This is a genomic window from Saccharicrinis fermentans DSM 9555 = JCM 21142, assembly GCF_000517085.1.
In the GTDB taxonomy this organism is placed as follows: domain Bacteria; phylum Bacteroidota; class Bacteroidia; order Bacteroidales; family Marinilabiliaceae; genus Saccharicrinis; species Saccharicrinis fermentans.
On the sequence record NZ_KI912107.1, the window covers coordinates 213,765 to 227,663 of the forward strand.

Here is a 13,899-nt window from a genome sequence, read left to right on the forward strand (position 1 = left end):
GTTGGGGGGTAACTATATTTATTTATCCTTTAGGATAGGAAATTACTTTACTTCTTCAAAGTCCACATCAGTCACTTCGTCGTCACCGCTTTTAGCTTGACCACCTTGTGCTTGACCAGCATCAGGTCCTGGTTGAGCTCCTCCTGGTTGTCCACCTTGTGCCTGACTCGCATTATACATCTCTTGTGAGGCAGCTTGAAATACAGTGTTCAATTCAGTAGTTGCCGCATCAATACCTGGTAGGTCTTCTGCTTTATGAGCTGTTTTTAGTTTTTCCAGCGCCGCTTCGATAGGTGCTTTTTTGTCAGCAGGTAATTTATCACCAAACTCTTTCAGTTGTTTTTCAGTTTGGAAGATCAGACTGTCTGCGCCATTCATCTTATCGATTTTCTCTTTGGCTTGTTTATCAGCTTCTGCATTCGCAGCCGCTTCATCTTTCATGCGTTTGATTTCATCATCGCTCAATCCGGAGGAAGCTTCGATACGTATGCTTTGTTCTTTACCAGTAGCTTTATCTTTGGCTGTTACATGTAGTATACCGTTGGCATCAATGTCAAAAGATACTTCAATCTGAGGAATGCCACGTTGCGCAGGAGCAATTCCGTCCAGATGGAAACGACCGATGGTTTTATTTTGGTTAGCCATTGGGCGTTCGCCTTGTAACACATGAATCTCTACGGAAGGTTGGTTATCGGCAGCCGTTGTAAAAGTTTCTGATTTTTTGGTTGGAATAGTTGTGTTAGACTCAATTAGTTTGGTCATTACACCGCCCATGGTTTCGATACCCAACGAAAGAGGAGTAACGTCCAACAATAGCACATCTTTTACCTCGCCAGTTAATACACCACCTTGAATAGCAGCGCCAACAGCAACCACTTCATCGGGGTTTACTCCTTTTGAAGCTTCTTTTCCGAAGAATTTTTTTACAATTTCTTGGATAGCAGGTATACGAGTGGAACCTCCAACCAAAATAACTTCGTCAATATCAGAAGGAGACATGCCTGCATCAGACAAGGCAGCTTTACAAGGTTCCAATGTAGCCTGAATCAATTTGTCAGCCAATTGCTCAAATTGTGCACGGCTTAATGTTTTTACCAAGTGTTTGGGAATACCATCCACTGGCATAATATATGGCAAGTTGATTTCTGTAGAGTTACCACTAGAAAGTTCTATTTTAGCTTTTTCCGCAGCATCTTTCAAGCGTTGGTGAGCCATGGAGTCTTTACGTAAATCAATACCTTCATCTTTTAAAAATTCGTCAGCCAACCAGTTGATAATTACATCGTCGAAATCATCACCACCTAAGTGTGTATCACCATTGGTAGATTTTACTTCGAATACGCCATCACCTAACTCCAACACTGAAATATCAAAAGTACCACCACCTAAGTCGAATACGGCAATCTTCATATCCCTATCCATCTTGTCAAGACCGTATGCCAAAGATGCAGCCGTTGGTTCGTTGATGATACGTTTTACGGCTAAGCCAGCAATTTCACCAGCTTCTTTAGTGGCTTGACGTTGGGCGTCGTTGAAATAAGCAGGAACAGTGATGACTGCTTCTGTTACCTCTTGACCCAAATAATCTTCGGCAGTCTTCTTCATTTTTTGAAGAATCATAGCAGAAATCTCTTGTGGAGAATATTTTCTGTCTTCGATAACAACACGTGGTGTATTGTTGTCTCCTTTAACGACTTCATAGGGTACACGAGAAACCTCCTTAGGAATTTCGTCATAGTTGTCACCGATAAAACGTTTGATTGAATATACGGTGTGTGCAGGGTTTGTTATAGCCTGTCTTTTAGCAGGATCTCCTACTTTTCTTTCTCCTCCATCAACAAATGCAACTATTGACGGTGTGGTTCTTTTACCTTCACTATTTGGAATTACAACGGGCTCGCTACCTTCCATTACGGAAACACAAGAGTTGGTTGTACCTAAGTCGATTCCAATTATTTTTCCCATTTTGATTTAATTTATAATAAGATTTTTAATTTATCTGTTTTGTGAACTCGGTCTGCTTTGTCTCAAATGCTATGCCATGAGAAAATTATGTCAGTTTAATGAAATAATGACACAGGATTACTGTGGTTTGCGTTTTTGTTGTCATGTTTTTGTGACAAAAGTGCAGTATTTGGCGTTTTCTTGCAAAGACTATTTAAGGGAGGGTAAGTAGTGGAGGGCTCAAATTACTGAGCTCTCTTGTAAGAATCAATATAGAAATTCCAACTTTGCCAATTGTTGTTTGCCGCTTTTTGGTTTAGATCAAATATTTTATTGTTGAGTATCATAGCATTCTCTGAGTATAGTTCATCCTTCTCGTTCATTAAATTTTCAATTAATTTAAGGTTCGGCTTGCTTAAGCTTAGTATATAAGGAATATCTCTTGTTTCGGAGTAGCTTATATTATACCTGGTGATGATTCTATCCATAGGAATAAATGACATAAAAAGAAGACAAATAAAAGCGCTGAGCGCTAGTTTGTTGTAATATACCCAATTGGTATGTGGTTGATATAATTTTTTTAGTGATAGTACCAAAGCTATTATTATGCAAATAAGAGCTAAGAATACTGCTATTCTTTTGTAGGTTAAGCCATATGCCTCTACATAGAGCATGTTTTTGTAGGCTGTAATAAGTGCCAGTAATATGTTTTGTAATATCCAGAACGAGCCGGATCTTTTAATAACTTTTAAATGATGATGAAAATTTAATTGTCCTCTAAAAAAATAGATGATAATAGCGATGGCTAAACCTAGTGTGAAAATCAATGTGTTGAAACCTTGGTGAACATATTCAGAATAAGTTATTCCTTCCAGTAGTTTGCCTGTGATGATGACGATTAAGTCGGTTATATTGGCTATAAATAAAATGATTCCTATTGTTCCTATACTTAGTTTGGCGATCAAGTATTCTTGCTGGTCTCTTTGTGTGATGGTAGTTTTTGTAATTGTTGATTTAATGGAGTTTAGTCCTTGAATTTTTTTGTTTGCGTTGATTGTGACAAGACCGTTTAGTAAAAGGTATAGGCCAATAATGGTCATTAAAAAACCAAATTCGATAAAGGACAAGTCGATATTAGAGAAGAGTTTTGAAAATACGGGGTTGCTTTTGATGTATAATAGAATAAAAACAAGAACGATGGTGGTGGTGATTATGTAAATGATATTTTTATGCTGGCCAGTTGCTTTGGTTTTAGGTTGTATTTCACCTTTTTTTAATAAGCGAATAGGACTTTCGCAAATAGAAACTAAACCTTGAAAAAGCGTAACGATAGGATAGGGAGTAGGTAGCATTCGGCTCCACATTAGTAAATAACCCAAAACCCAAATCGTACGCGTAAATAGTTGAGGATACCAAACAATAAATATAGAGCTAAGTAAGGAAGGGAGGATGGCCAAGCTTAATGTCTTATATCCTTTTTGCTTATGTAAATACATTAATGCGAAGGCAGAGATGATCGTAAAGATAAAAATATTAATACCTGCATCTTGTTTGTAGAATAAGTAACTTCCAATAACTGCCATGCCTAAGGTAAATGATTTTTTTGTTTTTGTATTCATGATAAAATATCTTAAAAGTACTTTGAAAAACAAAGTGGAAAGTTAAAAAAAATTATTTGGTTCTAAGGAGATTTTCTAAAGCATCAATATGATTCTTAAACGCTTTTCTTCCTGAATTTGAAACGTCATATGTTGTGTGCGGCTTTCTATTGACAAAGGATTTCTCAATATTAATATAATCTAGTTTTTCGAGGGCTTTTAGATGACTTGCTAAGTTACCATCTGTAACCCCCAGTAGTTCTTTTAAGCGGTTGTAGCTTACGCGTTGGTTTACCATTAGAATGGACATGATTCCGAGTCTGATTCGACTTTCAAAAGCTTTATTGAGTTGATTTACAATGTGCTTCATGTTCGGTCGTATTTGAAGTACATATAGGTTCCGTAGATGATATGTAATAATCCAAAGCCAATAAGCCAGAAAATAAGTCCGAAGCCAATAAAAAGAGTGTTGACCAAACCTAAACCAATCTCCATTATTCCCAATTGTCGAACCATTGGGAAGGTAAATTTGCTGGCATTAACAAGGGCTAAGCCATAAAATATTAATGTTGTTGGTGCTAGTAGGCCGTTTAGTCCTTGGCTTATGTAGGTTAAGCATAGAATTCCTCCGACCAATAGAGGAATACATAAATTGATGAATGCATTTTTTGCGGATTCATCCCATAGTTTGGTTCCTTCCTTTCGCGCTTTCTTTTTTGTAAAAAGAAAAGACGTAGATATTGCAAGAATCAGGGTGATAGTTCCAAGTGTTATGAAAAAATGAATGTCTTCATTTGTGTAATTGTCTATAAGTAATATTCCGTTGTTGTATCTATATACAATAAAACCTGCGATTAATGCGTAGCAGCCCGTAAATAAACCAGATAAGCCACTAAGGGATAGGAATCTCACTGAGCGATTCATCATTTTTCGTATATCCTGTAGTGCTTCTAATTGTTCGATTTTGTCCATATAAAAAGTACTTTGAAACACAAAGTTACATATTTTTTTGAAATGACAATAAAAACTACAGTTGTTTATTGGGTTTTGGAGAATTTTAAAAAAAGAACAGCGAAATATCTTGGTTTATTTTACGACATATAGTTGATTCAAGATACTTCGCTGTTTTTAGTTGTACTTATGGCTTGGTGCGGCTTACTGGTCAGTACATGTTTTGTGGCCTGTTATACAATTGTCATTCAGTTGTTTTGTTTGATTGTTTTTGATGTTGTCAGGACAAGAAAAGGTCGGGGGTTGGCATTGGTTGGTTGAATGTTCTGACTTTTTAACCGCACAGCTGGAGTTATTGTTATTGCACATGTTCGTATTCGTATTCATAAAATAAGTACTAACGATGGCCAGTGCAGCTATCCAAAGCATTGCTTTAGCTACCCATCTTGATTTGAGGGGAGCGCTATTGCAGCTTGTTTCAGTTTGTACATTGGTTTTGCCACAGTTTGTAGAGGCATGTGCTTTTTTGAAATAAATGGTATAAAATCCATAAAGCAACGCAATGATAGCGATGGTCATAAATATTGGTTGATATTCAGATAGGATGCCGAGTTGAGAGGCTCCTATGCCGAACCATGCTAAAAATGCTGCCAAGAGCGGAAATCCGCAGACGCTTATCATGCCTAGAAAAGCGAATAGGGAAGACAATAATCCAATAATAACGCTTGGTGTTGTATTTTTCTTTTTCATATGTTCTCTTTTTTTCTTTTATGGATAAATAGTGCCAAGTAGTTTATTAGTAATACCAAAAGACCCAGTCCTACGATAATACCAGAATGTATTGCATGTAGTAAGGTTAAGTCTGCACTTTGACGGGTCAATATTGAATACCAAAGAAAGGGGCAAAAAACCCCTATCAATGCAATGTTACGACCTGTTTTTATGCCATTCTGGAATTTTTGTAATTTTGGGGGAGTGACTTTTTTGTGCCCCTTTAGTGTATTCATGCATTTTTTTGCAGCTATTGAATAGGGGCATGCATGAATGATGGATCTGATGATGGCAGTGAATGTTTTCATTTTGTTCTAAAAGAAAAAGTAAAAGATAAAGCCTCCTACCATTGCCATGGTTAATACCGATACAATAAATGCGGCGATGGCTTTGGGTTTCAGCATGGATGATATGATGGCAATTTCCGGTAGACTTGCACCTGTGCCGCCGATGATTAAGGCCATGGCTGCACCCATGCTCATTCCTTTTACAATCAGTGCTTTCAATATAGGTATGGCCATTTCTATTCGTAAATACAAAGGTATTCCGATGGTAGCAGCGATGGGAATGGCTAAAGGACTATCGCTACCCAAGTGTTTCTGAACCCAAGTGTCTGGCACAAAGATGGCCGAAACAGCACTGATTAGTGCACCTACCAATACGTAAGGAAAAATGCGCTTGAACAGTGCCCAGGCGAAGGTAAGTGCTTCTTTTAGTCTGGGATTTGACTCTATCGTTTGTCCGCAGGAGGGAGTGGCAACAGCGCTGCATCCAGATTCAATTGTTGGTTCAACCGAAGCGCATTTCAGTTGATCAAGGTCTTTGGGTACATTAGCGCCGCAAGAGGTGGGTTGGGGTGTGCATTTTGTGCTGCTTTCTTTTGAATTCAATTGAATTCTTTTTACTTCGTTTTTGAGTGATGTTTTTCCGGCGAGGGTACCCATTAATACTGAGCCTATGAAAACAACCAGAAAGTAAACCAAAGCAACTTTCCAACCGAAAACACCTAGGATAAATCCAACTACTACGAAATTGGCCAATGGGGCAGAAAGTAAAAATGAAAAAACCATCGAGAATGGAGCCCCCATTTCTACCATTCCCATGGATACAGGTACCATGGATGCACTGCAAAAAGGTGTTGGAATGCCTAGTAAAGCGCCCATTAAACCGCTGTACTTTCCTGTTTTGGATAGTCTCTTCTGTAACTTGTCCTGCGGAATAAATGCACGTATGACTCCTGTTAAAACCGAAACCAAGGCAATGATAAGCACCAATGCTACACCTACGTGTATAAACTCATTTAATGCTAAAGTTAATTTTTCATTCATAATTTTAATTTATTAAAAGTTATTATTTGTTATATGTGTAAAAGCGCATATGTGTATGTAAAAAAATAGGTTTAGCCTTTGAGGACTTAGGTTTTACTTAGTTTTTTGTATTTCACGAAGATGGAGTAATTGTTTACACTTGGTCATCTCAGTGTTCATTTTTGTTTCAGGGATAGATGAAAGGGCTTTTTGTATGAAATGTTGAAATTCATTTTGTGTTGGACATAGATAGTAAAATACCCATTTCCCTTCCTTTACTTCCTCAATGAGCGAAGCGTCTTTTAATACTCTTAAATGCCGCGATACATTATACTGGTGTTCATCAAGTACATCTACAATTTCTGAAACGCAGATTTTTTCATCGATATTGGTAAGTAACCATATGATTTTTAGCCTCGTTAAGTCTGATAAGGCTTTGAATATTTTACTATAGTCCTTCATTTTCATCTATTACTTTTGTTAGCAAAATATTTGTAGTTTTTCTGCTTAGTATAATTTGTTTTAGCGTTGATGTCGTATGTGTAAATACGCATATGATAATTTGTGGCAAAATTATAAATATTTTTTAAACCACCATATATTTTTCGATAATTGGAGTTTTCTTGCAAAGATTACATAGGTATTTGATGTTGATATTTTATAATCTCCAGCTTGCACCAACACTAAAATAGCTGACTCCAAAGCCTATTTCGGCAAATGCGCCTATATTCTGATTAAAGCCATAGCGGATACCAGCAAACAAATCATTGGCTAGTTTGGTCTTTCGGTCTTTTATATTTTTCTCTGTGTTGGGGTCTGTGTATTTTATAGATTCGAACTTAAGTCCCACAAAAGCACCGCTATACACATCAATGTTACTCCACTGGTCATTGTTGGTCAACTCAACCATGTCAAAGTGATAAACGGCTCTGGGCCCAATTAAAGTCTGACTAAAATCAACGGAAGGGTTGGGGTTTAAGAAGGTGTTGGTGTATTCTCCGCCAGCGATGGATAATAGTCCTCCTACACCAATATAGCCAACGCCAATTTTATCACTTAAGCCATACTCGTAGTGCAGTGTGATAGCAGGAGATTGGGAAGTGTATGTATTGTCATTCATAGAAGGTACACCAACAGCAATACCAATATCTTGTTTTTCAAATGTGAGAGGTTGTGCATGAGAAGCCATTGTAAGTAAAAACAGACTTAGTGTACTAATAATAATAATGTTTTTCATAATTTCAAATATTAAAGTGTGTGTTGTTTCGATGTTTTTATTATCTCTTTGATTGTTCTGTTAAAGGTTAATATAATTAGCTTAAGCCTAGAGATTAGCCTAAGGCAATTGAAAGCATCTGCTTGTTTTGAAATAAATAAACGGTTGAAATTACAATTTATTTATTTTGACTGAAAGTGTTTTCAAATTTCTTGCCAAGTGGAGCTAACTATTTATTAACTTTGCCGCCATCAAACACAAAAAATAGATATCATGTCGGTAGCGATGAATCGCCAAAAAAAGGTAACCACTCACGTATTGAGTGAGATGAAGCATAATAAGGAAAAGATTGCCATGTTAACAGCCTATGATTACTCTTTGGCTAAAATTGTGGATCAGGCTGGAGTTGATGTTATTCTGGTGGGTGATTCAGCATCGAATGTGATGGCGGGTTGGGAGACTACCTTGCCAATTACATTGGATCAGATGATATACCACGGAGCCTCTGTGGTACGAGCGGTTAACAGAGCATTGGTGGTGGTGGATATGCCTTTTGGTACTTACCAGGGAAACTCCAAAGAGGCTTTATCATCTGCCATAAGAATTATGAAAGAAACAGCCGCCGATTCGGTAAAACTTGAAGGTGGAGCTGAGGTCGTGGAATGTATTTCACGTATCTTGTCGGCAGGTATACCGGTGATGGGACACCTGGGCTTGACTCCTCAGTCGATTCATAAATTTGGTACCTATACCGTACGAGCCAAACAGGAGGAAGAAGCTAAAAAGCTGATTGAAGATGCACATCTGTTACAAGAAGTGGGGTGTTTTGCCATTGTATTGGAGAAAATTCCTGCCGAACTGGCACAAAGAGTGGCTGCGGAACTGACCATTCCGATTATCGGTATTGGTGCAGGAAGTGGGGTTGACGGACAAGTGTTGGTATTGCATGATATGCTTGGAATCAACCAAGAGTTTTCGCCGCGTTTCTTGAGAAGATATCATAATCTGTTTGCCGAAATAAGTGGTGCAGTGGGCAATTATATTCAGGATGTGAAATCAATTGATTTCCCCAATGAAAGAGAACAATATTAATAATATATCGGTAAATGGTTACCAGTGAATAATGAATAAAAAAACTGTTAACTGCTATCTGCTAACGCAAAATCATGGAAATACTTTTTGAAGATAATCATATTATAGCCGTTAATAAATCTAATTCTGAAATTGTTCAGGGTGATAAGACGGGCGATGAAGCCCTATCCGATAAGGTCAAGGCATATATAAAAGAGAAATACAATAAGCCTGGGGATGTGTATCTGGGCGTGGTGCATCGTATCGATCGTCCGGTAAGTGGAGTAGTGCTATTTGCACGTACTAGTAAAGCTGCTACGCGTTTGAGTAAGATGTTCCTGGATAAGGAGATTAAGAAGACTTATTGGGCCTTGGTGAAAAATCTCCCGGAACAGGATTCGGGTAAGCTTGTTCATTATTTAATTAAGAATCAAGAAAAAAACCGCTCTAGTGCATATGATACTCCTCGTAAAAAATCCAAAGAAGCGATTCTTAATTATACGCTGATTTCCAGTTCAGCTAATTACCATATGTTGGAAATTAATTTGGAGACAGGTAGACATCATCAGATTCGCTGTCAATTGGCTAAGATTGGATGCCCTATTCGTGGAGATTTGAAATATGGAGCACCACGTTCCAATAAGGGTGGAGGTATTAGCTTGCATGCCAAGAGGATAGAGTTTGAACATCCGGTGAAAAAAGAGTGGGTGGTCATTAATGCACCGGTGCCCAAAGAAGATCCTCTTTGGAGAGAGTTTGAAAATGTAATGTAAGTATGGGTATTAATCTATTGATATACAGGCTCTTAATCTAAATCTTTTCCGTAGAAAAATAGGGGTAGTAGATCTTTGGCACAATCAATGACCCATATCTCGGATTGACTGTCTAAAATAGTTTTAATATTGGTGTTGAAACGGGTTTCGGTTTCGATCATTACTTGTCGGCATGAACCACAGGGCGAAAGGGGACTGGGTATTATCTCTCCCTTTTTGATTGCTGTTACGGCCATTGTTTTAATGGCTATGTGCGGGTATTGTGCATTGGCCCAGAATATGGCTGTTCGTTCAGCGCAAAGGCCTGAAGGATAGGCCGCATTTTCCTGGTTATTGCCTGTTACGATCTCTCCGTTTTCAAGTAATAGAGCTGCTCCAACTTTGAAGTTTGAATAGGGGGCGTAAGATTTTTTGGCAGCTTCCCTGGCTTTGTGTAATAGCTCAATTTCTTCGTCGGGTAATGCCTTGATATTGGGGTACTGTTTTATTTCTGTGATAATTTTTAAGTGCTTCATGTTTTAGTATTTATTCCAAATGTAGTATTTGTGCAACATTATTACAATTTTTCGTTTTTATTAGTGGGGGATAATTCTTCAAAATTGATGTGGTCTTAGTTAGTGGCTGCAAGAAAAGGACTGTTTTTTCTGTCTTTGATAAGAAAGCTTCAAAGACAAGGCTTTCGATATTTTTGAAACCAAGGAGTTTACTGATTGTAAATGACTGTTTCAAAAATGAGAATAACGCAGTATTTGGCGCTTTCTTGCAAAGACTATGTATGACCATAATTCCGAAAAATGCATTATAAAAGTCTATTACACGTTGAAATGGCTTCAAAAGAAGTCACTTCGTTACTGTTCTTCAATTCACCATAGCTGGTACTATGCCTCTTCTTAGAAAAGCCTTTTTTTATTACTATTTCAACGCTCATGACGAAGTTCTAATACATCATCCGGCTTAAACTGATGAGAGAAATGCCACGGGGAAATCATCGTTTTTTTTATATTTGTCCATTCATCATTAAAATATTACAATGAAAAATATGCTTCGCTTGTCTATATTGATTGTTTTCTGTACAACTTCAGTGATCTTATTAGCACAAAGCAAAAGTCGTTCGCAATATATAGAGGAATATCACGAATTGGCCATAAAGGAAATGAATAGGGTGGGAATTCCAGCTAGTATCACCTTAGCCCAAGGGATGTTAGAGTCTGGTAATGGTAATTCTACCTTAGCCCGTAAGTCAAATAATCATTTTGGCATTAAATGTCATAACGATTGGAAAGGGAAAAGAGTCTATCATGATGATGACAGAAAAGGTGAGTGCTTTAGGAAGTATAAAACAGTTTATCAATCTTATATAGATCATTCTGATTTTTTAACCGGGAAACAGCGTTATGCCTCTTTGTTTGAATTGAAAACGACAGATTATAAGGGTTGGGCAAAGGGGCTGAAAAAGGCTGGTTATGCCACTGATCCTAAATATGCTCATCGGCTTATCGAAATTATTGAAGAGAACAACTTGGATCGTTTTGATCGGGGAGGTACTTTTGTGCGTAATAGTGACAGTGGAGCTAGTAAACCGGTGGTTAGAAGAACTTATAATGATGATTTTACCATAGATGCTTTTGGTAGTCACCAGGTTAAATTGAATAACGGAGTTAAGTATATTAGTGTACTTGATGGGGATTCTTTTGAAAAAATAAGTGAGGAGTTCGGTTTGAAGAGTTGGGAAGTGTATACTTATAATGACTTGCCTGATAATGCGAAAATTAAGACGTATAAATATCTGTACGTTCAACCTAAGCGCAATAAAGCTCATCGTAAGCATAATGTGCATAAGGTGAAGTCGGGTGAAACATTGCATTATGTGTCTCAAAAATATGGAGTTAAATTGAGTAGACTGTATAGATATAATAACCTTCGAAAAGGAGATAGGGTGAAAGAAGGGCAGTTTATTCAATTGCGAAGAAAGAAAAAATAAGGATGACTTATAAAAATTAAAGTGAAACAAAAGATATTTGAAAATATTCAGATATCTTTTGTCTTTTTACAGTAGCCCATAATTCATATGCCTATTAAATTTATATTTTGCTTATTATGGTTATCTCTTTCATTAAATGCGCAGGAGTTATCGGTACAACAAAAAGCATGGTTATACAGAATTACTCAGAGGACGGCTTGCTTAAATAGAAATTGGAGTCGGTATTTTGTTTATAATAAGCCTGTTATGCAGGAGGAGGCGGAGGGTGCTACGATTCAAGAACGCGGTTATGGCTTTCATATCTCTTCTTGGGATTCTTTGGAGCAGTCGATCATTCAAAATCCCGCGCTTTTACAAGTAGACTGGGAGGCGATTAGTCAATCATCTCCAGGTTTGGTATCCAATGCTGCAGTGAAACTTGCTTTGTGGGAACTGTATGTTGAGCTAAAAAATGGATACCAGGAGTCTCCTCCTTTTTCAATGAGTGAAGATGTGAATGTGATCTATCGGGAAATGATAGAGGCAATGCCCCGAAAAATGAAAAAAGGAGCTGTCTTGAAAGAGAAATATATGCCGGTATTTTACGATGTGATAAATCCTAGCTTGGGTTTTCGTCGTAAGTTAGCATCCTTGGAAAGTGTAAGTATGTTGACGGCGGAAGAAAAAAAGATTGTTTTTGATAGATGGCATCAGCTGATCAGTACACATGTGGATGAGAAATCAAGGCTTTATTTTCAGATTTTGCTTAAACGAAAGGTGTATTTCAAGGGTACCTTATTGGCGGTTGGCGATGGCAGCGGGTCGTCTGGTTTATTGGGTGAGAAAGAGAGTGGCGAAGCGGGTGCAGTGATAAATACAGGAACAGGAAAGGGAATAGGGCTTTTTACTTATAGAACAAAAAAGAATAAAAGCAGTGTTGTACCTGATTATCGTTCCGAGATTGATCTGGAGCTAGCCCCGGATGAACCTATGCTCTTACATCTAACATTATGGGGAATGGATTGGGATAAGCATCCTTTAGTGGTGGTTGAGACAGGTGAAAAGAGTTATTTGTTATTTGGTGCACCAGAGTTCTCTCCTGATCACAATAGGGTGGAAGGAACATCTTATTATGATAGAATTGAGGACTATAAGCAGCGTAAAGTGGATCGTGTTATTGGAGAACTCAATAAACAAGGTGGTTTGCTGGATATTTATAAAAAGGAAGAGCGGATGCGTGATGTTATCCAGACACAGATCGATTCTATTAACCTTGAGGTGGACTCGCTTCGTGAACTGGAGGAGAGCAATGAGCTAGCTATTCAAAACAGATTGTTTAAGAATAGTGTACACTTGGGTAATCTAAGTGATAAAGAACGGCGTTTAAAGGATTTGCAAAGTAAAATAAAAGCAGTATATAGTGAATTGAATAGCGCAGAGGATGAGGTGAAACGAATGTATGCTGCACTGGGTGACCATCCTCAGTCGTGGACAGAAAAGGATTCAGTATATATTTTTGAAGATGGTTCGTTTTATCATTTTAAAACACAGGATCTATTTCTTCTTGCGGATCAAGAAATGGATAATAGGGTTCGGGTGAAATTGTTGGCTGCCACTTATTCGATTTATAGTGACTCTAAGGATGAGGTACAGTTGTATGTGAATATTACGGGAGGTGTTTCTGAATACTTGAAGGAGTACGAAAAAAAGATGAAGCCCGTATCTGATCCAGATACTATTGTGTGTAAATCCTATTACTTTGATCCTAATGCGTACCGTGCTTCGGTGTTTTTTACAGTTGAAGAATCTAGGGCTATTGCAGAATTAGGAAAGCGGGTGCTGGGTAATGAAAAGCAGGTTCGTTTTATCCTTGTGGCTCATGGTGTTGATTCTCTTTCTCAGTCCATTGGGATGGATGGAAGGGGTACTTATGATGTTAAAAAGAATTTAGCTAGTTATCGAAAATCCAGAAGGGTTGACATTCAGATTGTTGAGTGTGACAAGGAGTTTGTTGTTCGCATCTCTGGATTTGCTGATCGAGGAAGGACGAGTTTGTTGGGATTGCCAAAAGATGTGAAGAGCCGATTGGTTGGATTAATGAATGTGGAGCAGTCGTGGAATCCGGCTTTGAGCGCATTGCGTGTGCTTTCTGTGGTTCGAGAGATTGAAAAGCTTACCGGTTTATCGCTGAGGACTGAAAAGATTGTGTGTTTGCCAATGGGTAAGTGTTTGCCCGTGGAGGTATTTTAAATCTGGCGGAAGAATCGTTGTAAAAGAAAATGCATTAAAACGACCTGCATTTGGTATT

General features: G+C 37.9%; 13 protein-coding genes. 4 read left to right on the top strand and 9 right to left on the bottom strand.

Annotated features, from left to right (window positions below):
- Nucleotides 1–42: 42 nt before the first annotated feature.
- The 8 genes from dnaK to CYTFE_RS0101060 form a co-directional block, all read right to left on the bottom strand.
- Nucleotides 43–1,965, bottom strand: a complete 1,923-nt coding sequence (gene dnaK / locus CYTFE_RS0101015) for a molecular chaperone DnaK (protein WP_027470281.1) — start codon at nt 1,963–1,965, stop codon at nt 43–45.
- A 224-nt stretch (nt 1,966–2,189) separates the two neighbouring features.
- Complete coding sequence (locus tag CYTFE_RS0101020) at nt 2,190–3,563, bottom strand: DUF4153 domain-containing protein (RefSeq protein ID WP_027470282.1); 1,374 nt, start codon at nt 3,561–3,563, stop codon at nt 2,190–2,192.
- A gap of 52 nt (nt 3,564–3,615) precedes the next feature.
- Complete coding sequence (locus CYTFE_RS0101025; RefSeq protein WP_027470283.1) at nt 3,616–3,912, bottom strand: winged helix-turn-helix domain-containing protein; 297 nt, start codon at nt 3,910–3,912, stop codon at nt 3,616–3,618.
- Nucleotides 3,909–4,514, bottom strand: a complete 606-nt coding sequence (locus CYTFE_RS0101030; RefSeq protein ID WP_027470284.1) for a hypothetical protein — start codon at nt 4,512–4,514, stop codon at nt 3,909–3,911. The genes CYTFE_RS0101025 and CYTFE_RS0101030 overlap by 4 nt, the downstream gene beginning before the upstream one ends.
- A 183-nt stretch (nt 4,515–4,697) precedes the next feature.
- Nucleotides 4,698–5,243, bottom strand: a complete 546-nt coding sequence (locus CYTFE_RS0101035) for a hypothetical protein (protein ID WP_027470285.1) — start codon at nt 5,241–5,243, stop codon at nt 4,698–4,700.
- A 335-nt stretch (nt 5,244–5,578) separates the two neighbouring features.
- Nucleotides 5,579–6,592, bottom strand: coding sequence for a permease (locus tag CYTFE_RS0101045; protein ID WP_027470287.1), 1,014 nt, complete (start codon nt 6,590–6,592; stop codon nt 5,579–5,581).
- A 93-nt stretch (nt 6,593–6,685) separates the two neighbouring features.
- Nucleotides 6,686–7,039 carry an ArsR/SmtB family transcription factor gene (locus tag CYTFE_RS0101050; RefSeq protein WP_044213708.1) on the bottom strand — a complete coding sequence of 118 codons (354 nt, stop codon included), beginning with the start codon at nt 7,037–7,039 and terminating at the stop codon, nt 6,686–6,688.
- A gap of 190 nt (nt 7,040–7,229) precedes the next feature.
- Nucleotides 7,230–7,808 carry an outer membrane beta-barrel protein gene (locus CYTFE_RS0101060; protein ID WP_027470289.1) on the bottom strand — a complete coding sequence of 193 codons (579 nt, stop codon included), beginning with the start codon at nt 7,806–7,808 and terminating at the stop codon, nt 7,230–7,232.
- 252 nt (nt 7,809–8,060) lie between these two features.
- On the opposite strand from CYTFE_RS0101060, the gene panB reads away from it, so the two are divergent.
- The gene (gene panB / locus CYTFE_RS0101065; RefSeq protein ID WP_027470290.1) at nt 8,061–8,879 is read left to right on the top strand and encodes a 3-methyl-2-oxobutanoate hydroxymethyltransferase; all 819 of its coding nucleotides are present in this window, start codon (nt 8,061–8,063) and stop codon (nt 8,877–8,879) included.
- Between the two features lie 74 nt (nt 8,880–8,953).
- The gene (locus CYTFE_RS0101070) at nt 8,954–9,631 is read left to right on the top strand and encodes an RluA family pseudouridine synthase (protein WP_027470291.1); all 678 of its coding nucleotides are present in this window, start codon (nt 8,954–8,956) and stop codon (nt 9,629–9,631) included.
- A 32-nt stretch (nt 9,632–9,663) separates the two neighbouring features.
- On the opposite strand, the gene CYTFE_RS0101075 is transcribed toward CYTFE_RS0101070, so the two are convergent.
- Complete coding sequence (locus tag CYTFE_RS0101075; RefSeq protein ID WP_027470292.1) at nt 9,664–10,146, bottom strand: cytidine deaminase; 483 nt, start codon at nt 10,144–10,146, stop codon at nt 9,664–9,666.
- Between the two features lie 515 nt (nt 10,147–10,661).
- On the opposite strand from CYTFE_RS0101075, the gene CYTFE_RS0101085 reads away from it, so the two are divergent.
- A complete protein-coding gene (locus tag CYTFE_RS0101085; RefSeq protein WP_027470294.1) occupies nt 10,662–11,612 on the top strand; it encodes a glucosaminidase domain-containing protein in 951 nt (316 codons plus the stop codon).
- Nucleotides 11,613–11,699: 87 nt separating this feature from the next.
- The gene (locus CYTFE_RS0101090; protein WP_027470295.1) at nt 11,700–13,841 is read left to right on the top strand and encodes a hypothetical protein; all 2,142 of its coding nucleotides are present in this window, start codon (nt 11,700–11,702) and stop codon (nt 13,839–13,841) included.
- The last annotated feature ends 58 nt before the right edge of the window (nt 13,842–13,899 follow it).

Coding starts and splice junctions, on each gene's coding strand:
- dnaK (WP_027470281.1), bottom strand. CDS start 1,965: ATGGGAAAAATAATTGGAATCGACTTAGGTACAACCAACTCTTGTGTT.
- CYTFE_RS0101020 (WP_027470282.1), bottom strand. CDS start 3,563: ATGAATACAAAAACAAAAAAATCATTTACCTTAGGCATGGCAGTTATT.
- CYTFE_RS0101025 (WP_027470283.1), bottom strand. CDS start 3,912: ATGAAGCACATTGTAAATCAACTCAATAAAGCTTTTGAAAGTCGAATC.
- CYTFE_RS0101030 (WP_027470284.1), bottom strand. CDS start 4,514: ATGGACAAAATCGAACAATTAGAAGCACTACAGGATATACGAAAAATG.
- CYTFE_RS0101035 (WP_027470285.1), bottom strand. CDS start 5,243: ATGAAAAAGAAAAATACAACACCAAGCGTTATTATTGGATTATTGTCT.
- CYTFE_RS0101045 (WP_027470287.1), bottom strand. CDS start 6,592: ATGAATGAAAAATTAACTTTAGCATTAAATGAGTTTATACACGTAGGT.
- CYTFE_RS0101050 (WP_044213708.1), bottom strand. CDS start 7,039: ATGAAAATGAAGGACTATAGTAAAATATTCAAAGCCTTATCAGACTTA.
- CYTFE_RS0101060 (WP_027470289.1), bottom strand. CDS start 7,808: ATGAAAAACATTATTATTATTAGTACACTAAGTCTGTTTTTACTTACA.
- panB (WP_027470290.1), top strand. CDS start 8,061: ATGTCGGTAGCGATGAATCGCCAAAAAAAGGTAACCACTCACGTATTG.
- CYTFE_RS0101070 (WP_027470291.1), top strand. CDS start 8,954: ATGGAAATACTTTTTGAAGATAATCATATTATAGCCGTTAATAAATCT.
- CYTFE_RS0101075 (WP_027470292.1), bottom strand. CDS start 10,146: ATGAAGCACTTAAAAATTATCACAGAAATAAAACAGTACCCCAATATC.
- CYTFE_RS0101085 (WP_027470294.1), top strand. CDS start 10,662: ATGAAAAATATGCTTCGCTTGTCTATATTGATTGTTTTCTGTACAACT.
- CYTFE_RS0101090 (WP_027470295.1), top strand. CDS start 11,700: ATGCCTATTAAATTTATATTTTGCTTATTATGGTTATCTCTTTCATTA.